General features: G+C 59.4%; 17 protein-coding genes and 1 tRNA gene. 11 read left to right on the forward strand and 7 right to left on the reverse strand.

The genetic code is table 11. The annotated features are described in order from the left end of the window. Window position 1: 1 nt before the first annotated feature. The 11 genes from arcA to ACOYXH_RS18780 all read left to right on the forward strand — a co-directional run bounded on the left by arcA (window position 2) and on the right by ACOYXH_RS18780 (window position 13,471). Window positions 2-1,258, forward strand: a complete 1,257-nt coding sequence (gene arcA, locus ACOYXH_RS18730) for an arginine deiminase (protein WP_095048203.1) — start codon at window positions 2-4, stop codon at window positions 1,256-1,258. A gap of 69 nt (window positions 1,259-1,327) precedes the next feature. Then, window positions 1,328-2,338, forward strand: a complete 1,011-nt coding sequence (locus tag ACOYXH_RS18735; protein ID WP_008086805.1) for an ornithine carbamoyltransferase — start codon at window positions 1,328-1,330, stop codon at window positions 2,336-2,338. Window positions 2,339-2,479: 141 nt separating this feature from the next. After that, entirely contained in the window at window positions 2,480-3,409 is a 930-nt protein-coding gene (arcC, locus tag ACOYXH_RS18740; protein WP_034153407.1) for a carbamate kinase, read from the forward strand. 62 nt (window positions 3,410-3,471) lie between these two features. Beyond that, window positions 3,472-3,834: a DUF5064 family protein gene (locus ACOYXH_RS18745; protein WP_095048204.1), complete on the forward strand. Its 363-nt coding sequence runs from the start codon at window positions 3,472-3,474 to the stop codon at window positions 3,832-3,834. 403 nt (window positions 3,835-4,237) lie between these two features. Then, entirely contained in the window at window positions 4,238-5,746 is a 1,509-nt protein-coding gene (locus ACOYXH_RS18750; RefSeq protein WP_007908048.1) for a sigma-54-dependent transcriptional regulator, read from the forward strand. 437 nt (window positions 5,747-6,183) lie between these two features. Further along, complete coding sequence (gene gcvH / locus ACOYXH_RS18755; RefSeq protein WP_095126188.1) at window positions 6,184-6,567, forward strand: glycine cleavage system protein GcvH; 384 nt, start codon at window positions 6,184-6,186, stop codon at window positions 6,565-6,567. Window positions 6,568-6,578: 11 nt separating this feature from the next. Continuing rightward, window positions 6,579-9,431, forward strand: a complete 2,853-nt coding sequence (gene gcvP / locus ACOYXH_RS18760; RefSeq protein ID WP_258708714.1) for an aminomethyl-transferring glycine dehydrogenase — start codon at window positions 6,579-6,581, stop codon at window positions 9,429-9,431. Window positions 9,432-9,634: 203 nt separating this feature from the next. Then, window positions 9,635-11,011 (forward strand): L-serine ammonia-lyase, encoded by a 1,377-nt coding sequence (locus ACOYXH_RS18765; protein WP_095048207.1) that lies wholly within the window; start codon window positions 9,635-9,637, stop codon window positions 11,009-11,011. A gap of 134 nt (window positions 11,012-11,145) precedes the next feature. Then, window positions 11,146-12,270 (forward strand): glycine cleavage system aminomethyltransferase GcvT, encoded by a 1,125-nt coding sequence (gene gcvT, locus ACOYXH_RS18770; protein ID WP_258708715.1) that lies wholly within the window; start codon window positions 11,146-11,148, stop codon window positions 12,268-12,270. 403 nt (window positions 12,271-12,673) lie between these two features. Next, on the forward strand, window positions 12,674-12,886 hold the full coding sequence (locus ACOYXH_RS18775) for a cold-shock protein (protein ID WP_003227496.1): 213 nt from the start codon (window positions 12,674-12,676) through the stop codon (window positions 12,884-12,886). A 96-nt stretch (window positions 12,887-12,982) separates the two neighbouring features. Then, entirely contained in the window at window positions 12,983-13,471 is a 489-nt protein-coding gene (locus tag ACOYXH_RS18780; RefSeq protein WP_095048209.1) for an RDD family protein, read from the forward strand. 135 nt (window positions 13,472-13,606) lie between these two features. Here ACOYXH_RS18780 and nadA read toward each other — a convergent pair whose 3' ends face one another. The 7 genes from nadA to tolB form a co-directional block, all read right to left on the reverse strand. Beyond that, entirely contained in the window at window positions 13,607-14,665 is a 1,059-nt protein-coding gene (gene nadA / locus ACOYXH_RS18785) for a quinolinate synthase NadA (protein WP_016773509.1), read from the reverse strand. Between the two features lie 271 nt (window positions 14,666-14,936). Next, window positions 14,937-15,012: transfer RNA gene (locus ACOYXH_RS18790), tRNA-Lys, on the reverse strand. Window positions 15,013-15,074: 62 nt separating this feature from the next. Next, on the reverse strand, window positions 15,075-15,767 hold the full coding sequence (queC, locus tag ACOYXH_RS18795; RefSeq protein WP_095048210.1) for a 7-cyano-7-deazaguanine synthase QueC: 693 nt from the start codon (window positions 15,765-15,767) through the stop codon (window positions 15,075-15,077). 1 nt (window position 15,768) lies between these two features. Beyond that, entirely contained in the window at window positions 15,769-16,416 is a 648-nt protein-coding gene (queE, locus tag ACOYXH_RS18800) for a 7-carboxy-7-deazaguanine synthase QueE (RefSeq protein ID WP_095048211.1), read from the reverse strand. Between the two features lie 166 nt (window positions 16,417-16,582). Beyond that, the gene (gene ybgF, locus ACOYXH_RS18805) at window positions 16,583-17,416 is read right to left on the reverse strand and encodes a tol-pal system protein YbgF (protein ID WP_007912724.1); all 834 of its coding nucleotides are present in this window, start codon (window positions 17,414-17,416) and stop codon (window positions 16,583-16,585) included. Between the two features lie 6 nt (window positions 17,417-17,422). Further along, window positions 17,423-17,920 carry a peptidoglycan-associated lipoprotein Pal gene (gene pal / locus ACOYXH_RS18810; RefSeq protein WP_003178634.1) on the reverse strand — a complete coding sequence of 166 codons (498 nt, stop codon included), beginning with the start codon at window positions 17,918-17,920 and terminating at the stop codon, window positions 17,423-17,425. 52 nt (window positions 17,921-17,972) lie between these two features. Further along, window positions 17,973-19,253 (reverse strand): Tol-Pal system beta propeller repeat protein TolB, encoded by a 1,281-nt coding sequence (tolB, locus tag ACOYXH_RS18815; RefSeq protein WP_016983828.1) that lies wholly within the window; start codon window positions 19,251-19,253, stop codon window positions 17,973-17,975. Between the last annotated feature and the right edge of the window lies 1 nt (window position 19,254).

A 19,254-nucleotide genomic window follows, 5' to 3' on the forward strand; every position in this document is an offset into this window, starting at 1 on the left:
AATGACCACGGAAAAAGTTAAGTACGGCGTCCACTCCGAAGCCGGTAAACTGCGCAAAGTCATGGTGTGCTCCCCAGGTCTGGCCCATCAGCGGCTGACCCCGAACAACTGCGATGAACTGCTGTTCGACGACGTGCTCTGGGTGGCCCAGGCCAAGCGCGACCACTTCGACTTCGTCACCAAAATGCGTGAGCGCGGCATCGACGTGCTGGAAATGCACAACCTGCTGACCGACATCGTTGCCATCCCGGAAGCACTGGACTGGATTCTCGAGCGCAAGGTCACCGCCGACTCGGTGGGCCTGGGCCTGATCAACGAAGTCAAATCCTGGCTGAAAAGCCTTGAGCCACGGCACATCGCCGAATTCCTGATTGGCGGCGTGTCCGCCGATGATCTGCCGGACAGTTTCGGCGGCAAGACCATCCAGATGTTCCGCGACTTCCTCGGCCACTCCAGCTTCATTCTGCCGCCGCTGCCGAACACCCAGTTCACCCGCGACACCACTTGCTGGATCTACGGTGGCGTGACTCTGAACCCGATGTACTGGCCAGCGCGTCGTCAGGAAACCCTGCTGACCACCGCCATCTACAAATTCCACCCGCAGTTCACCAATGCCGATTTCGAGATCTGGTACGGCGACCCGGACAAGGATCACGGCAGCTCTACCCTTGAGGGCGGCGACGTGATGCCGATCGGTAACGGCGTGGTGTTGATCGGCATGGGCGAACGCTCATCGCGTCAGGCCATCGGTCAACTGGCGCTGAACCTGTTCAAGAACAAAGCCGTGGAAAAAGTCATCGTTGCCGGCCTGCCGAAGTCCCGCGCGGCGATGCACCTGGACACCGTGTTCAGCTTCTGCGACCGCGACCTGGTGACAATTTTCCCGGAAGTGGTGAACCAGATCGTCGCCTTCACCCTGCGACCAGACGAAAGCAAACAGGGCGGCATCGACATCCGCCGCGAAGAAGGAACCTTCCTCGACACCGTGGCCAAAGCCCTCAACCTGCCGAAGTTGCGCGTGGTGGAAACCGGCGGCAACAGCTTCGCCGCCGAACGCGAGCAATGGGACGACGGCAACAACGTGGTGGCTGTGGAGCCGGGCGTGGTCATCGGCTACGACCGCAACACCTACACCAACACCCTGCTGCGCAAGGCCGGCGTGGAAGTCATCACCATCAGCGCCGGTGAACTGGGCCGAGGCCGTGGCGGTGGCCACTGCATGACCTGCCCGATCATCCGCGACCCGATCGATTACTAAACGACCATCTCCCCGGCCGCACACACCCCGTAGCGGCCGGGCCGATTACCGAATCCAAGGAGAATCATCATGGCGTTCAACATTCACAACCGTAACCTGCTCAGCCTCGAACACCACACCCCACGTGAGCTGCGTTACCTGCTCGACCTGTCCCGCGATCTGAAGCGCGCCAAGTACACCGGCACCGAGCAACAACACCTGAAGGGCAACAACATCGCCCTGATCTTCGAAAAAACCTCGACCCGTACCCGTTGCGCGTTCGAAGTGGCGGCCTATGACCAAGGCGCCAACGTCACCTACATCGACCCGAACTCGTCGCAGATCGGCCACAAAGAAAGCATGAAAGACACCGCCCGCGTGCTGGGGCGCATGTACGACGCCATCGAATACCGTGGCTTCAAACAGGAAATCGTCGAAGAGCTGGCCAAGTTCGCCGGTGTGCCGGTGTTCAACGGCCTGACCGATGAATATCACCCGACTCAGATGATCGCCGACGTGCTGACCATGCGTGAACACGCCGACAAGCCGATCCATGAAATCAGCTACGCCTACCTCGGCGATGCGCGCAACAACATGGGCAACTCGCTGCTGCTGGTCGGCGCCAAACTCGGCATGGACGTGCGTATCTGTGCGCCGAAAGCGCTGTGGCCACTGGATGATCTGGTCGAGCGTTGCCACAAATATGCGGAAGAAAGTGGCGCACGTATCACCCTGACTGAAGACCCGAAAGCCGCCGTCAAAGGCGTCGACTTCATCCACACCGACGTTTGGGTGTCGATGGGCGAGCCGGTGGAAGCCTGGGCCGAGCGTATCCAGCAACTGCTGCCGTACCAGGTCAACGCCGAACTGATGAAAGCCAGCGGCAACCCGCGCACTAAGTTCATGCACTGCCTGCCGGCGTTCCACAACAGCGATACCAAGGTCGGCAAACAGATTGCCGAGCAGTATCCGCACCTGAAAAACGGCATCGAAGTGACCGACGACGTGTTCGAGTCGCCAGCCTGCATCGCCTTCGAGCAAGCGGAAAACCGCATGCACACGATCAAGGCGATTCTGGTCTCGACCCTGGCTGATCTGTAACCACTGCTGATCCATGATCGTTCCCACGCTCCTGCGTGGGAATGCATCCCGTGACGCTCTGCGTCACAGCGGACGCGGAGCGTCCGTGGCGGCATTCCCACGCAGAGCGTGGGAACGATCAACACGAAAAGGACATGCATTATGCGTATCGTCGTAGCGCTGGGCGGTAACGCCCTGCTCCGCCGTGGTGAACCGATGACCGCTGACAATCAGCGCGCCAACATCCGCATCGCCACCGAGCAAATCGCCAAGATCCATCCCGGCAACCAACTGGTCATCGCCCACGGCAATGGCCCGCAAGTCGGCCTGTTGTCGCTGCAAGCGGCGGCCTACACCTCTGTCACCCCTTACCCGCTGGACGTGCTCGGTGCCGAAACCGAAGGCATGATCGGCTACATCATCGAACAGGAACTGGGCAACCTGCTCGACTTCGAAGTGCCGTTCGCCACCCTGCTGACCCAGGTTGAAGTCGACGCCAAGGATCCGGCCTTCCAGAACCCGACCAAGCCGATCGGCCCGGTCTACGACAAGGCTGAAGCAGAAAAACTCGCCGCCGAAAAAGGCTGGGCGATTGCCCCGGACGGCGACAAGTTCCGCCGCGTGGTCGCCAGCCCACGGCCAAAACGCATCTTCGAAATCCGCCCGATCAAGTGGCTGCTGGACAAGGGCAGCATCGTCATCTGCGCCGGTGGCGGCGGGATTCCGACCATGTACGACGAGAACCGTAACCTCAAGGGTATCGAGGCGGTGATCGACAAGGATCTGTGCTCGTCGCTGCTCGCCGAGCAACTGGAAGCCGACCTGCTGGTGATCGCCACGGACGTCAACGCGGCGTTCATCGATTACGGCAAGCCGACGCAGAAAGCCATTGCCGAAGCGCACCCGGATGAGCTGGAACGCCTCGGCTTCGCCGCCGGCTCGATGGGGCCGAAGGTGCAGGCAGCCTGCGAATTTGCACGCCATACTGGCAAGGTCGCGGTGATCGGTTCGCTGGCGGACATCGAAGCGATTGTCCAGGGCACTGCCGGTACTCGCGTGACCACTGCGAAGCCCGGCATCACTTACCGATAATTAGAAACTCCGGGGGCAGGCCCGAGGTCTGCCCTTCTCCCATGCCTTGAAAGGAGAAAAACATGGCCCAGTTTGAACCCGGTCATCTGCATATTGAGCGGCACGCGTTGACGCCGGATGACGTCAGTTACAACGTGCACCTCGACTATGAAGTCTTCAGCGATCCGCAAAAAGGCAAAGGCATCCAGTTCACGATGCATGGCAACCTTCAGGGCAAGGACATGAAAGAGACCTTCTTCCTGCCCAAAGAGGAGGCCTACAACTTTGCCAACAATGTGACGAAAATCGCCGAGAAGTACGGCATTCCCAAGACGCACAGCCAGATCGGCTCGGTTCACAAGCATTACGACATGATGTTTGAAGACATCCGCAAGCAACTTGATATGAAGTCCGGCGACCCGGTCAATCTTGAGCATTTCGAATAACCCGCAAAAGCCCCTCACCCTAGCCCTCTCCCAAAGGGAGAGGGGACTGATTGGGGGATGCTCTAGAGTTACGCCGACCTGACCTTGCTTTACCGAATCCATAATCGACTGGTTCTTTCAGGTCGATGTCAAACCTCAGACACCTCGGTCAGCCCCCTCTCCCTCCGGGAGGGGGCTGGGGTGAGGGGACTGATTGGGGGATGCTTCGGAGTTACGCCGACCTGAACTCGCTTTACCGAATCCATAATCGACTGGTTCTTTCAGGTCGATGTCAAACCTCAGACACCTCGGTCGGCCCCCTCTCCCCCTGGGAGAGGGCTGGGCGGGCGGCGTTTCCGATGAGGGTGTTTTTGATTTAAGGCATACTTGCCACCCTCCGCACTGCAGATCACTGAACCGCCCCATGCGTATCCACGTCAGCTTCATCGACCGCGTCGGCATCACCCAGGAAGTCCTGGCTATCCTCGGTGGGCGCAATCTCAATCTGGATGCGGTGGAGATGATCCCGCCCAACGTCTACATCGATGCCCCGACCTTGAGCCCGCAAGTGCTCGAAGAGCTTAAAGATGCGCTGTTCCGCGTGCTCGGCGTCGAGGCTGTGACCGTGGTCGACATCCTCCCCGGCCAGCGTCGGCATTTGCAGCTCGATGCGTTGCTGGCGGCGATGACCGACCCGGTGCTCGCCCTCGACAGTGCCGGCAAGGTGCTGCTGGCCAACCCGGCGTTGATCGCGCTGTACGGTCGCGAACCGGCCGGCGAGAGTGTCGCGGAACTGTTCAATGATCCCGCGCTGCTCGACACCTTGCTCGAACATGGCTTCCGTCTGCCGCTGCGCGAGATCACCGTCAACGGCCAGACTTTGCTGCTCGACGCCACGCCGATCACTGACGCCGGCGCCCTGCTGACCTTGTATCAACCGAACCGTATCGGCGAACAACTCTCGGCACTGCACCATGACCACGCCGAAGGTTTCGATGCGCTGCTCGGCGAGTCCCCGGCGATTCGTACGCTCAAGGCCCGCGCGCAAAGAGTCGCCGCTCTTGATGCACCGCTGTTGATTCAAGGCGAAACCGGCACCGGTAAAGAACTGGTCGCCCGCGCCTGCCACGCCATCAGCGCGCGACACAGTGCACCGTTTCTGGCCCTCAACTGCGCGGCCCTACCGGAGAACCTCGCCGAAAGCGAACTGTTCGGCTACGCCCCCGGCGCCTTTACCGGCGCGGCGCGCGGCGGCAAACCGGGGCTGATGGAACTGGCCAACCAGGGCACGGTGTTTCTCGATGAGATCGGCGAGATGTCGCCGTACTTGCAGGCCAAGCTGCTGCGTTTCTTGAACGACGGCAGCTTCCGCCGCGTGGGCGGTGATCGCGAAGTGAAGGTCAACGTGCGCATCCTCAGCGCGACCCACCGCGATCTGGAAAAAATGGTCAGCGAAGGCTTGTTCCGCGAAGACCTGTTTTATCGCCTCAACGTGCTCAACGTAGAAGTGCCACCGCTGCGTGAACGCGGGCAAGACATTTTGCTATTGGCGCGGTATTTCATGCAGCAAGCCTGCGCGCAGATCCAGCGCCCGGTCTGCCGTCTCGCCCCAGGAACTTACCCGGCGCTGCTCGGCAATCGCTGGCCGGGCAATGTGCGGCAATTGCAGAACGTGATTTTCCGCGCGGCGGCGATTTGCGAGAGTAGCCTGGTGGATATTGGCGATCTCGACATTGCTGGCACCTCGGTGGCGCGGCAAACCGACAGCGATGTCGACAGCCTCGAGCAAGCGGTCGAAGCTTTTGAGCGTTCCCTGCTGGAAAAACTCTACGTCAGCTACCCCTCGACCCGCCAACTGGCCAGCCGCCTGCAAACTTCGCACACGGCCATTGCCCATCGCCTGCGCAAATACGGCATCCCCAACAAACCCTGAAAACACCACAAATTCACCTGCGGGAAATACCCCCCTGCTCGCGAAAGCGGTATATCAGCAGAATCATTAGTGACTGACACACCCTCTTCGCGAGCAGGCTCGCTCCCACAGGGTTAGAGGGTGATTTCGAAATCGCGTCAAAAACGACCTCCACCTGTACTGAAAGCGCTACAGCGGAACGATATCGCTACACACACCTCCGATCACCGCTGTGCAAGGCTTTGATCCCGTTCAGCTTTTATCCTCGCTCCATGCTGTAGCGATTTCGCTACAGGCATCTCTGAACCTTCGACCCCCACAATATTTAATTCATTGATTTATAACGATAAATCAACATTGGCCACATTCTTGCTAATCAACCCTTCATAAATAAGGGCCTTCGCGCCCGACTATTCCACCGCGTCCACCAGACGAGTCTGGCCCCCTGAGGAGTTTCCATGAGCGAGTTGCGTTTTACTGAAGATCACGAATGGCTGCGCACCGAAGCTGACGGCAGCGTTACTGTCGGCATCACCGCTTTCGCGCAGAACGCCTTGGGCGACGTGGTGTTCGTGCAACTGCCTGAGCTGCAGGCTTACGAAAAGGGCGCCGAAGCCGCCACCGTGGAATCGGTGAAAGCCGCCAGCGGCGTGTACATGCCGCTCGACGGCGACGTACTGGCAGTCAACCCGGCGCTGGTAGACGCCCCGGAACTGGTCAACGAAGATCCGCTGGGCGAAGGCTGGTTCTTCCGCTTCCAGCCTAACGACGCCGCCGCTGTCGGCAAATTGCTCGATCAGGACGCGTACGACCGTCTGATCAAAGCCCAAGCCGAAGCCTGAGGAACACCGACATGACTCAAGTAAACCTTGGCACCGCCAACGAATTCATCGCCCGTCACATCGGCCCGCGCGCCGGTGACGAGCAAGCCATGCTCAACAGCCTCGGCTTCGACTCGCTTGAAGCCCTGAGCGCCAGCGTCATCCCGGAAAGCATCAAGGGCACCAGCGTGCTCGGCATGGACGACGGCCTCAGTGAAGCCGATGCCCTGGCGATGATCAAATCGATCGCCGGCAAGAATCAGTTGTTCAAGACCTACATCGGCCAGGGCTACTACAACTGCCACACGCCGTCGCCGATCCTGCGCAACCTCTTGGAAAACCCGGCCTGGTACACCGCGTACACCCCGTATCAGCCAGAAATTTCCCAAGGTCGTCTCGAAGCGCTGCTGAACTTCCAGACCATGATCAGCGACCTCACCGGCCTGCCGATCGCCAACGCCTCGCTGCTCGACGAAGCCACCGCCGCTGCCGAAGCCATGACCTTCTGCAAACGCCTGAGCAAGAACAAGGGCAGCCACCAGTTCTTCGCCTCGATCCACAGCCACCCGCAGACCCTCGACGTGCTGCGCACTCGTGCCGAGCCGTTGGGCATTGAAGTTGTGGTCGGCGACGAACGTGAACTGACTGACGTAACGCCGTTCTTCGGCGCGCTGCTGCAATACCCGGCGAGCAACGGTGATGTGTTCGACTATCGCGAACTGACCGAACGCTTCCACGCCGCCAACGCTCTGGTCGCCGTGGCTGCCGACCTGCTGGCCCTGACCCTGCTGACCGCCCCGGGCGAGTTCGGTGCTGACGTTGCCATCGGTTCGGCACAACGCTTCGGCGTGCCGCTGGGCTTTGGTGGCCCGCACGCCGCTTACTTCTCCACCAAAGATGCGTTCAAGCGTGATATGCCGGGCCGTCTGGTCGGTGTCTCGGTTGACCGTTTCGGCAAGCCGGCGCTGCGTCTGGCGATGCAGACCCGCGAGCAACACATCCGCCGCGAGAAGGCCACGTCGAACATCTGCACCGCACAAGTGCTGCTGGCCAACATCGCCAGCATGTACGCCGTCTACCACGGCCCGAAAGGCCTGACGCAGATTGCCAACCGCGTGCATCACCTGACCGCGATCCTGGCCAAGGGTCTGACCGCGCTGGGCGCTAACGTCGAACAAGCCAGTTTCTTCGACACCCTGACCGTCGCCACCGGCGCAAACACCGCCGCGCTGCACGACAAGGCACACGCTGCGCAGATCAACCTGCGCGTGATCGACGCTCAGCGTCTGGGCCTGTCGGTCGACGAAACCACCACCCAGGCTGACATCGAAACCCTTTGGGGCCTGTTCGCCGATGGCAAGACCCTGCCGGACTTCGCTGCTCTCGCCGCCTCCGTACAAAGCACCATTCCAGCCTCGCTGGTACGTCAGTCGCCGATCCTCAGCCACCCGGTGTTCAACCGCTATCACTCGGAAACCGAGCTGATGCGCTACCTGCGCAAACTGGCAGACAAGGATCTGGCCCTGGATCGCACCATGATCCCGCTGGGTTCGTGCACCATGAAACTCAACGCTGCCAGCGAAATGATCCCGGTGACCTGGGCTGAATTCGGCGCCCTGCACCCGTTCGCCCCAGCCGCACAGAGCGCCGGTTACCAGCAACTGACCGATGAACTGGAAGCGATGCTCTGCGCCGCCACCGGTTACGACGCGATCTCGCTGCAACCGAACGCCGGTTCGCAAGGTGAATACGCAGGCCTCTTGGCGATCCGCGCCTATCACCAGAGCCGTGGTGATGAGCGGCGCGACATCTGCCTGATTCCGTCGTCCGCCCACGGCACCAACCCGGCCACCGCCAACATGGCTGGCATGCGCGTGGTTGTGACCGCGTGCGATGCGCGCGGCAACGTCGACATCGAAGACCTGCGCGCCAAAGCCATCGAGCACCGCGAACACCTCGCCGCGCTGATGATCACTTACCCGTCGACCCACGGCGTGTTCGAAGAAGGCATCCGCGAAATCTGCGGAATCATTCATGACAACGGCGGCCAGGTGTACATCGACGGCGCCAACATGAACGCAATGGTTGGCCTCTGCGCACCGGGCAAGTTCGGCGGCGACGTCTCGCACCTGAACCTGCACAAAACCTTCTGCATCCCGCACGGCGGTGGCGGCCCGGGTGTCGGCCCGATTGGCGTGAAATCGCACCTGACCCCGTTCCTGCCGGGCCACGGCCAGATGGAACGCAAAGAGGGCGCGGTCTGCGCAGCACCGTTCGGCAGTGCGAGCATTTTGCCGATCACCTGGATGTACATTCGCATGATGGGCGGCGCAGGCCTGAAACGCGCTTCGCAGCTGGCGATCCTCAATGCCAACTACATTTCCCGTCGTCTCGAAGAGCACTACCCAGTGCTGTACACCGGCAGCAACGGTCTGGTGGCACACGAATGCATCCTCGATCTGCGTCCGTTGAAAGACAGCAGCGGCATCAGCGTTGATGACGTCGCCAAGCGCCTGATCGACTTCGGCTTCCACGCACCGACCATGTCGTTCCCGGTCGCGGGCACGCTGATGATCGAGCCGACCGAAAGCGAATCCAAGGAAGAGCTGGACCGCTTCTGCGACGCCATGATCCGCATCCGCGAAGAAATCCGCGCGGTGGAAAACGGCACGCTGGACAAGGACGACAACCCACTGAAAAACGCTCCGCACACCGCTGCGGAACTGGTTGGCGAGTGGACCCACCCGTACAGCCGCGAGCAAGCCGTGTACCCGGTCGCGTCGCTGATCGAAGGCAAATACTGGCCACCGGTCGGTCGTGTCGACAACGTCTTCGGCGATCGCAACCTGGTGTGCGCCTGCCCGTCGATCGAAAGCTACGCTTAATGGAATGAGGGGCAGGAATACCTGCCTCTTTCTCCAGAACACCACAAATCCCTGTGGGAGCTGGCTTGCCAGCGATGAGGGTGGATCAGCCTACATCTTTGTTGCCTGACCCACCGCCATCGCTGGCAAGCCAGCTCCCACAAGGAACGCATCAAGCCTGATACTTTCGCCAATTCCTATAACAAGAAACCGGAGAACCACTCATGTCGTTAAGCGTGTTCGACCTGTTCAAGATTGGCATCGGCCCCTCCAGTTCCCACACCGTCGGCCCGATGCGTGCTGCTGCGCGTTTCGCCGAAGGCCTGCAACGTGAAAACCTGCTGACCACCACCGCCAGCGTTCGCGTTGAGCTGTACGGTTCACTCGGCGCCACCGGTAAAGGTCACGGCAGCGACAAAGCCGTGCTGCTCGGCCTCGAAGGCGAACATCCCGATACGGTTGATACCGAAACCGTCGCCGCGCGCCTGCAAGAAATTCGCGGCAACGGACGACTGAACCTGCTCGGCGAACACAGCATTGCGTTCAACGAGAAAGAACACCTGGCAATGATCCGCAAGCCGCTGGCCTATCACCCCAACGGCATGATCTTCCGCGCCTTCGATGCGGCGGGGATTCAGATCCGCAGCCGCGAGTACTACTCGGTTGGCGGTGGTTTCGTGGTCGACGAGGACGCGGCCGGTGCCGACCGCATCGTCGAAGACGCCACGCCGCTGACCTTCCCGTTCAAAAGCGCCAAGGACTTGCTCGGTCATTGCGCCACCTACGGTCTGTCGATCAGTCAGGTGATGCTGACCAACGAAAGCGCCTGGCGCCCGGAGGCGGAAACCCGCGCCGGCCTGTTGAAAATCTGGCAGGTGATGCAGGACTGCGTCGCTGCGGGCTGCCGTAACGAAGGTATTTTGCCCGGCGGCTTGAAGGTCAAACGCCGTGCGGCAGCGTTGCATCGGCAACTGTGCAAGAACCCGGAATCGGCGTTGCGCGATCCGTTGTCAGTGCTCGACTGGGTCAACCTCTACGCTTTGGCGGTCAACGAAGAAAACGCCAATGGCGGACGTGTGGTCACTGCCCCCACCAACGGCGCGGCGGGGATCATTCCAGCGGTGCTGCATTACTACATGCGTTTTATCCCAGGCGCGAATGACGACGGCGTCGTACGGTTTCTGCTGACCGCTGCGGCCATCGGCATTCTCTACAAGGAGAACGCATCGATCTCCGGCGCTGAAGTCGGCTGCCAAGGTGAAGTCGGCGTGGCCTGTTCGATGGCGGCCGGTGCGTTGTGCGAAGTGCTTGGCGGCAGCGTGCAGCAAGTCGAGAACGCTGCGGAAATCGGCATGGAGCACAACCTCGGCCTGACCTGCGACCCGATTGGCGGGTTAGTGCAAGTGCCGTGCATCGAGCGCAATGCCATGGGCTCGGTAAAAGCCATCAACGCGGTGCGCATGGCCATGCGTGGCGACGGCCAGCATTTCGTCTCCCTCGACAAAGTCATCCGCACCATGCGCCAGACCGGCGCCGACATGAAAAGCAAATACAAAGAGACCGCCCGCGGCGGTCTGGCGGTCAACATTATCGAATGCTGACCTCACCCCAGCCCTCTCCCTCTGGGAGAGAAAAGTAATTAGCCCCCTCTCCCTTCGGGAGAGGGCTGGGGTGAGGGGCTTTTGATCTTGATCTTGCCTCTTACCCCCAAACTCTAATTTTCAAGGAGCCACGCATGTCCACCGAACAACTGTCGAAAACCCCGCTGCACGCTCTGCACATCGAACTCGGCGCTCGCATGGTGCCGTTCGCCGGCTACGACATGCCGGTGCAATACCCACTCGGCGTGATGAAAGAACACCAGCACACCCGTGAGCAGGCCGGGCTGTTCGATGTCTCGCACATGGGCCAGATTCGCCTGACCGGCGCCAACGCCGCCAAAGCCCTGGAAAGCCTGGTGCCGGTAGACATCATCGACCTGCCGGTGGGCATGCAGCGTTACGCGATGTTCACCAACGACAACGGCGGCATTCTCGACGACCTGATGGTGGCAAACCTCGGTAATGACGAATTGTTCCTGGTGGTCAACGCCGCGTGCAAGGATCAGGACCTTGCCCACCTGCAAAAACACATCGGCGATCAGTGCACCATTACGGCGCTGTTCGAAGAGCGCGCTCTGCTGGCATTGCAAGGTCCGGCGGCGGTCACCGTGCTGGCGCGGCTGGCACCATCCGTTGAAAAAATGACTTTTATGCAGTTCGCCCGTGTCAATCTGCTCGGCGTCGACTGCTTTGTCAGCCGTTCGGGTTACACCGGTGAAGACGGTTTCGAAATCTCCGTACCAGCTGCAGATGCCGAAAGACTTGCCCGCGCCCTGCTCGCCGAACCGGAAGTCCAGGCCATTGGCCTCGGCGCTCGCGACTCGCTGCGTCTGGAAGCCGGTCTGTGCCTCTACGGCCACGACATGAACACCGAGACCACGCCGATCGAAGCCAGCCTGTTATGGGCGATCTCCAAGCCACGTCGCGCTGATGGCGCGCGGGCCGGCGGTTTCCCGGGCGCGGAGAATATTTTCGCCCAGCAACAGAATGGCGTGGCACGCAAACGCGTCGGCTTGCTGCCGCAGGAGCGCACACCCGTGCGTGAAGGCGCAGAAATCGTCAACGAAGCCGGCGAAATCATCGGCAGCGTGTGCAGCGGTGGTTTCGGTCCGACCTTGGGCGGGCCGTTGGCGATGGGTTACCTCGACAGCGCATATGTCACCCTCGACACACCGGTTTGGGCCATCGTTCGTGGGAAAAAGGTGCAAATGCTTGTAAGCAAAATGCCATTTGTTCCACAACGCTACTATCGCGGCTGATTGACTGTTTCTATAAGTAACGCGATTGCGTTATGCGTGCACTAATGTGTAACGCAATCGCCACAAAAAAGTGCATTTTCTATCAACTGATTCGAATATGAACTTTGCTTATAACGATCGAAAACAATTGAACAGGCTAATCGTCTAAGACCGCACTAGCGAGAGGATTAACTTGCTCAAGCTCAGTAAAACCGGGGGCTTCGCAGGGCTTGTTTTTTCTCCCGTAGTTGGCGTAGAGTTTCTCCACTGTGTTTGCATGGGTCAGCTTGGAATCGTGACCTGGGCAGTAGCCTACAAGTTAGCTACATCCCGTTCGACGTCTTCTTACTCTCCTGCAACCAGCCCCAGTACTCTTTCATGAGAAAGAGACTGTCATTAATTTTTGCGTCAAAGGAAATAAGAAATGTCCACACGTCAGAGCGGTACCGTCAAGTGGTTTAACGACGAGAAAGGTTTTGGTTTTATCACTCCAGAAAGCGGTCCGGATCTGTTCGTACATTTCCGCGCCATTCAGGGCAACGGTTTCAAGAGCCTGAAAGAAGGCCAGAAAGTGACCTTCGTTGCTGTGCAGGGCCAGAAAGGCATGCAGGCTGACGAAGTACAAGCAGAAGCCTGATTTCTGTTACGAAAAAGCCCCTGATATTGATATCAGGGGCTTTTTTGTGCGCGCGAATCCGTAAAATGGCGCTTCATTTTGCGTCCAGAGGCTGCCATGTCGAAAAACCTGCTCACCCCACAGGGCGATTTTCCCGCCGTTGGTCTAGGCCGGCGTCTGGCGGCGATGTTCTATGACTTTCTGCTATGCACCGCCCTGCTGATCGTCACGGGTGGCATCTACAAGATGATTCAGGCAGCGATAATTGGTGAAGAGCGCCTGCGAGTGATGACCGATGCCGGCAAGCTCGACGGTGATCCGCTCTACTCGACCGTGCTGGTGTTGGTTCTGTTCGCATTTTTTGCCAAGTTCTGGACCCACGGCGGTCAGACGCTGGGCATGCAGGTGTGGGGCATTCGCGTGCAGAACGCCAATGGCACGGCGATCAGCCTGTGGCAGGCGTTGTTGCGGTTTATGGTGTCGATTGCGTCGTGGCTGTGCGTGGGGTTGGGATTCCTCTGGTCGCTGTACGACAAGCAGAAGCGCACGTGGCATGACATCTATTCCGATACCCGCCTCGTCCGGATCCCGAAGAAGACCAAATAATTTTCAGACGCCGAAAACCACTGTAGGAGTGAGCCTGCTCGCGATAGTGGTGTGTCAGTCAACATTTTCGTTGTTTGACACACCACTATCGCGAGCAGGCTCACTCCTACAGGTTTATTTATTGCCTGAAAGACCTCAGGCGTTACCGGCCAGCTTCATCCGCGCCGCTTGAGTAAAGTCGAGCATGCGCTTCAATGGCCGGATCGCCTGCGGAATCAACGCCGGATCAACAAAGATCTCGTTGGTCCCTTCCTTCAAGCTCTTGAGCGTGCGCTCAAGGGTGTTCATGGCCATCCACGGGCAATGTGCGCAACTGCGGCACGCCGCGCCGTTACCAGCGGTTGGCGCCTCGATGAAGACCTTGTCCGGGCACAGCTGCTGCATCTTGTAGAAGATGCCACGGTCGGTCGCAACGATCAGGGTCTTGTTCGGCAGCGATTGCGCGGCAGCGATCAACTGGCTGGTGGAACCCACGGCGTCCGCCAGTTCGATCACCGACGTTGGCGACTCCGGGTGCACCAGAATCGCAGCGTCCGGGTACAACGCTTTCATGTCTTCAAGCTGCTTGGACTTGAACTCTTCGTGAACGATGCAGGCACCGTCCCACAGCAGCATGTCCGCGCCGGTCTTGCGCTGGATGTAAGTGCCCAGATGCTTGTCCGGCCCCCAGATGATGGTCTCGCCGTTGTCCATCAGGCTTTCGACGATCTCCAGCGCGCAACTCGAAGTCACCACCCAATCAGCCCGAGCCTTAACGGCTGCGGAGGTGTTGGCATAGACCACCACCGTGCGCTCCGGGTGCTGATCGCAGAACGCCGAGAACTCGTCGACCGGGCAACCCAGGTCCAGCGAGCACGTCGCTTCCAGGGTCGGCATCAGCACGCGTTTTTCCGGGTTGAGAATCTTCGCGGTCTCGCCCATGAACTTCACGCCGGCGACCACCACGGTTTTGGCCGGGTGAGCATTGCCGAAGCGGGCCATTTCCAGGGAATCGGAGACGCAACCGCCGGTTTCTTCGGCCAGAGCCTGAATCACCGGATCGCAATAAAAGTGGGCCACCAGCACCGCGTCCTGAGCCTTGAGCTCGGCGGCAATGGCGGAACGGTAATAAGCCTCCTCCTCGGCCGTCAGCGGTTTGGGCTGTTTGGCATCGAGGTGGGCTTGAACCAGAAGGCGTTCGGAAATCTGCGTCATGTTCGCAAGACCTGCAGGCGCGTTCGCGCGAAAGTCGAGTATACACCCGGCTCCGGACCGCTTGAGGGTACCGCCGGGAGAGTGAGTATTATCAGGCACGGACAGCATTGAAGCTGCGCAAGGCTACAGAATATCCCGTTGATACAAAAGATGATTCTGACCTACGTCAGCGCTGCGGGTATTGAAATAACGCGGAGCGAAATTACAGGCAAAAAAAAACCCGGAAATCCTCACTTTCGTGGGCCTTCCGGATTTTCTAAACCGCCAAATATGGTGGGTCGTGTGGGATTCGAACCTACGACCAATTGGTTAAAAGCCAACTGCTCTACCAACTGAGCTAACGACCCGCTGTGTGGTGGCGCGTATAATACTGATTTTTAAGGACTATTCAACACCTTTTTGAAAATAATCAAAAATAAGGTGTTGGATCGTCCACACCAGCGGCCGCGAAGCCTTCTGCGCGTAGGCGGCAGCTGTCGCATTTACCGCACGCGCGGCCGTCATCGTCGGCCTGATAGCAGGAAACGGTGAGGCCATAATCAACGCCGAGCTTCACGCCCGCCTGGACGATCTGCGCCTTGCTCAGGTTCTGCAGGGGCGCCTGAATGCGGAAACCGTTGCCTTCCACACCGGCCTTGGTCGCCAGGTTGGCCATGCGCTCGAACGACTCGATAAACTCGGGACGGCAATCCGGGTAACCGGAATAGTCCACGGCGTTGACACCAATAAAGATGTCACGCGCACCCAGCACTTCTGCCCAGCCCAACGCCAGCGAAAGGAACACCGTGTTACGCGCCGGCACGTAAGTCACCGGAATGCCTTCGCCCAGCTCCTCCGGAATATCGATGCTGCTGTCGGTCAGTGCCGAGCCGCCCATACCATTCAGGTTGAGGCCAATCACCTTGTGTTCGATCACACCCAAGTCGCGGGCGACGCGGGCAGCGGCGTGCAGTTCGGCGTGCGAACGCTGGCCGTAGTCGAAGCTCATGGTGTAGCAGCGGTAGCCTTCGGCTCGTGCCATGGCCACGACGGTCGCCGAGTCCAGGCCACCGGACAGCAGGATGACCGCGCGTTTTTCGAGAGTGTTCAGTTGTTCGGTCATATCAGCGCCCCGGCTCGTCGTTCCAAAGATATTTATGCAACTGCAATTGCAAGCGTACCGGCAGGTTGTCCGCCACCACCCAGTCCGCCAGATCGCGAGCATTGAGGTCATGGTGACTTGGGGAGAACAGCACTTCGCCGGCACGCCGATCAAGACCGTACTGAATCAGCTTGGAGACGGCCCAGTCATAGTCGTCGCGCGAGCAGATGACAAACTTCACCTGATCGTTGGGGCTCAGCAGTTCGATGTTCTCGTAACGGTTGCGATGGGCTTCTTTCGAGTCCGGCGTTTTCAGATCGACAACCCGACTGACGCGCGGATCGACGGCCGAAATGTCGAGTGCGCCACTGGTTTCCAGCGAAACCTCGTAACCGGCGTCACACAACTGCTTGAGCAAAGGAATGGCGTTCGGCTGCGCCAGCGGCTCACCGCCGGTGACACAGACGTAGCGCGGACGAAATCCGGCCACTTGCTCGAGGATGTCGTCGAGGGTGCGGATGGTGCCGCCACTGAACGCATAGGCGCTGTCGCAGTATTGGCAACGCAGAGGGCAACCGGTCAGGCGCACAAAAACCGTGGGCAGCCCGGCAGTCCGCGTTTCCCCCTGCAACGAGTAGAAAACTTCGGTGATTCTCAATGTGTCTTGCATAGTCGCCACGGGCGTAACAGCTAAACAGGCTGTCCGCCTCCGTCAGGCACTTCAGGCAATCCCGCCAACGCGTAGACCGCAAGAAGCGTGTTTCAGAAAAAGGGCGTGAATTCTAACGAAAAAACCCGCGACAAGCGCGGGTTTCTTCTAAACGGGTAACACGACCTTACATGCGTTGCAGATCGCGTTGAGCCAACTGAGCGGCGGAGGTACCCGGATATTGGGCCACCACCTGCTGCAGAATGCCTTTGACCTTGTCGGTATGACCAAGGCGGCGCTCTACGTCAGCCAGCTTGTACAGCGAGTCTGGCACTTTGGCGTGCTTTGGATACAGCTGCGAAACCTTGGCGAAAGCCTGACCTGCGCCTTGCAGATCACCTTTGGCCAGATTCACTTCACCCAACCAGTACTGGGCGTTGCCCGCGTATTGGCTGTTCGGGTATTTGCGCAGGAAAGCGGCAAAAGCCTGGCTGGCCTTGTCGAAATCCTTGGCTTTGATCAGGTCGAAAGCGGCATCGTAATACAGCTTTTCCTTGGCCGGATCACCCGGTTCGCTGCTTGCAGCAGGTGCCTGGGCAGCAGCCCCGGCGCCAGCGGCAGCACCGGCAGCAGCACTTGCATCGCCACCGGCAGAAGAATTCTCAGGAGTCGCGGCAGGTGCAACGCCGGATCCTATGCGCCGATCAAGATCCTGGTATCGCTCCAGGGATTCCTGCTTCATGCGCGCAACCTGATTCTGCAGTTCTTCGATCACGCCTTGCTGGCGAGAAATCTGATCCTGCATCTGTTGCAATTGGTTGAACAGCATGCCTTGTGCCGAGGCAGGGGCCGAAGCCGCTCCCCCGGCATAGGCGCCGTTCGTACCGTAACCTGCAGGCGGATAACTGCTCCCGCTATTGTTATAACCGGAGTTGTCATCGACCACAGGAACCGCAGCCCACGCCGCAAGCGGCGCAAGGCTGAGAGCCAGAACAGTTACAGCACGACGGCACGTTCGCATATCGAATTACTTACGCAGTTCGACGCGACGGTTTTGAGCCCAGGACTGCTCGTCGTTGCCGGTAGCAACTGGACGCTCTTCGCCGTAGGAAACCAGTTCCAGCTGAGCTGGGGAAACACCTTGCAGTACCAGGTAGCGCTGAACGGCTTTCGCACGACGCTCGCCCAGTGCCATGTTGTACTCACGAGTACCACGTTCGTCGGTGTTGCCTTCCAGAACAACGCGAGCGCCGTTTGCTTTCAGGTCTTTGGCGTGAACGTCCAGAGCGCGCATGGCTTCTGGCTTCAGGTCCGAGCTGTCGTATTCGAAGTAGAAGGTGGTGATTGCGCGCAGAGCAGCTTCTTCGCTCAGGGAACCGTCAACGGCACCAGTGTTTGCGCCGTAACCAGCGTTTGGATCAACAGCGCCTTCACCGGCGTTGTCGCCGCCTTTGGACGAGCAACCTACAGCTACAGCCATGGCCAGAGCCAGCGCAGCAAATTTACCAAACTTCAGCATTTCCATCGTGAAACTCCTAATGAACCCCAGTGTGTTAAGTAAAACGTGTAGCGCCCGCTCACTTCAGGTAAGGGGACCAGGACGGTTCTCTGACTTCGCCTTGAGCGGTAGGAAGCGGGAGCCTAACGCGTCCATTAATGGACACGAGCATCAAGACTCCCCGGCCCTGTTGGCGGGTGGCGTAGATTACCATGGTGCCGTTGGGCGCAACAGTAGGTGACTCGTCCAGAGTGCTATCAGTGAGGATCTTTACACTCCCTCGCTGCAGATCCTGAGCTGCCACCTTGAAATTGGTGAAGCCATCCTGACGATGGATCATCACCAAAGTCTTTTCATCCGCCGAAAGTTTCGGGTTGGCGTTGTAATTACCTACAAACGTCACACGCTCGGCACCACCGCCACTGGCGCTGGTTTTGTAGATCTGAGGCTTGCCGCCGCGGTCCGAGGTGAAGTAGATGGTCGAACCATCCTTGCCCCAGTACGGTTCGGTGTTGATGCCAGGACCTGCGGTCACACGGGTGATCTGACGCGAAGCCAGATTCATCACGTAGATATCCGGGTTACCGTCCTTCGACAGCACGAACGCCAGGCGATCACCGTTCGGCGACCAGGCTGGCGCGCCGTTCAGACCTTCGAAGTTGGTGATCTGCTCACGGCGACCGGTGTCGATGTTCTGCATGAAGATGCGTGGGCGCTTCTGCTCGAACGACACATAGGCGATGCGCTTGCCATCCGGTGCAAAACGCGGCGACAGGATTGGCTCACGCGATTGCAGCAAGGTCACGGCGCGAGCACCGTCGTAGTCCGAACGCTGCAGGGTGTAACGGGTGTTCTTCTCGGAGAAGCGCTCAGCCGTCACGTACAGCAGACGCGTCGAGAACGCACCTTCAATACCGGTCAGTTTCTGGAACGACTGGTCGGAGATGAAGTGCGCCATGTCACGCAGTTGCTCGGTGGTGCCGGAAACACTGCCGTCAGCCACTTTCTGTTCGGTGGCCACGTTGAACAGTGCCCACTGCACCTGCAGGCGACCGCCGGCTGGCGCAATGCTGCCGACCATCATGTATTGAGCACCCACCGCCTTCCAGTCACGGAAGATGATTTCGCTCGGCTGGCTTGGCTGGCTGATCATGTTTTGCTTTGGAATCGGCGAGTAGTAGCCCGAGTTACGCAAATCGTTACCAATGATTTCTGCCATGTCGTCCGGCAGCACGGCACCGCCCTGCATGCCGAACGGTACGACTGCGATCGGAGTAGCCCGATCGCTGCCGCTGGTAACCAGAATGTTCTTTTCATCCGCCATCGCGATCCCTGCCATGCAGCAGATCACGACCAGCATT

It is taken from the genome of Pseudomonas sp. Mb7 (assembly GCF_054790525.1).

What these genes read in the sequence shown, in the direction of transcription:
- ACOYXH_RS18735 (WP_008086805.1), top strand. Translation starts at nt 1,328, where the DNA reads ATGGCGTTCAACATTCACAACCGTAACCTGCTCAGCCTCGAACACCAC.
- queE (WP_095048211.1), bottom strand. Translation starts at nt 16,416, where the DNA reads ATGCAAGACACATTGAGAATCACCGAAGTTTTCTACTCGTTGCAGGGG.
- tolB (WP_016983828.1), bottom strand. Translation starts at nt 19,253, where the DNA reads ATGCTGGTCGTGATCTGCTGCATGGCAGGGATCGCGATGGCGGATGAA.
- ACOYXH_RS18750 (WP_007908048.1), top strand. Translation starts at nt 4,238, where the DNA reads ATGCGTATCCACGTCAGCTTCATCGACCGCGTCGGCATCACCCAGGAA.
- gcvP (WP_258708714.1), top strand. Translation starts at nt 6,579, where the DNA reads ATGACTCAAGTAAACCTTGGCACCGCCAACGAATTCATCGCCCGTCAC.
- ACOYXH_RS18765 (WP_095048207.1), top strand. Translation starts at nt 9,635, where the DNA reads ATGTCGTTAAGCGTGTTCGACCTGTTCAAGATTGGCATCGGCCCCTCC.
- nadA (WP_016773509.1), bottom strand. Translation starts at nt 14,665, where the DNA reads ATGACGCAGATTTCCGAACGCCTTCTGGTTCAAGCCCACCTCGATGCC.
- gcvH (WP_095126188.1), top strand. Translation starts at nt 6,184, where the DNA reads ATGAGCGAGTTGCGTTTTACTGAAGATCACGAATGGCTGCGCACCGAA.
- pal (WP_003178634.1), bottom strand. Translation starts at nt 17,920, where the DNA reads ATGGAAATGCTGAAGTTTGGTAAATTTGCTGCGCTGGCTCTGGCCATG.
- arcA (WP_095048203.1), top strand. Translation starts at nt 2, where the DNA reads ATGACCACGGAAAAAGTTAAGTACGGCGTCCACTCCGAAGCCGGTAAA.
- ACOYXH_RS18780 (WP_095048209.1), top strand. Translation starts at nt 12,983, where the DNA reads ATGTCGAAAAACCTGCTCACCCCACAGGGCGATTTTCCCGCCGTTGGT.
- queC (WP_095048210.1), bottom strand. Translation starts at nt 15,767, where the DNA reads ATGACCGAACAACTGAACACTCTCGAAAAACGCGCGGTCATCCTGCTG.
- arcC (WP_034153407.1), top strand. Translation starts at nt 2,480, where the DNA reads ATGCGTATCGTCGTAGCGCTGGGCGGTAACGCCCTGCTCCGCCGTGGT.
- ybgF (WP_007912724.1), bottom strand. Translation starts at nt 17,416, where the DNA reads ATGCGAACGTGCCGTCGTGCTGTAACTGTTCTGGCTCTCAGCCTTGCG.
- ACOYXH_RS18775 (WP_003227496.1), top strand. Translation starts at nt 12,674, where the DNA reads ATGTCCACACGTCAGAGCGGTACCGTCAAGTGGTTTAACGACGAGAAA.
- ACOYXH_RS18745 (WP_095048204.1), top strand. Translation starts at nt 3,472, where the DNA reads ATGGCCCAGTTTGAACCCGGTCATCTGCATATTGAGCGGCACGCGTTG.
- gcvT (WP_258708715.1), top strand. Translation starts at nt 11,146, where the DNA reads ATGTCCACCGAACAACTGTCGAAAACCCCGCTGCACGCTCTGCACATC.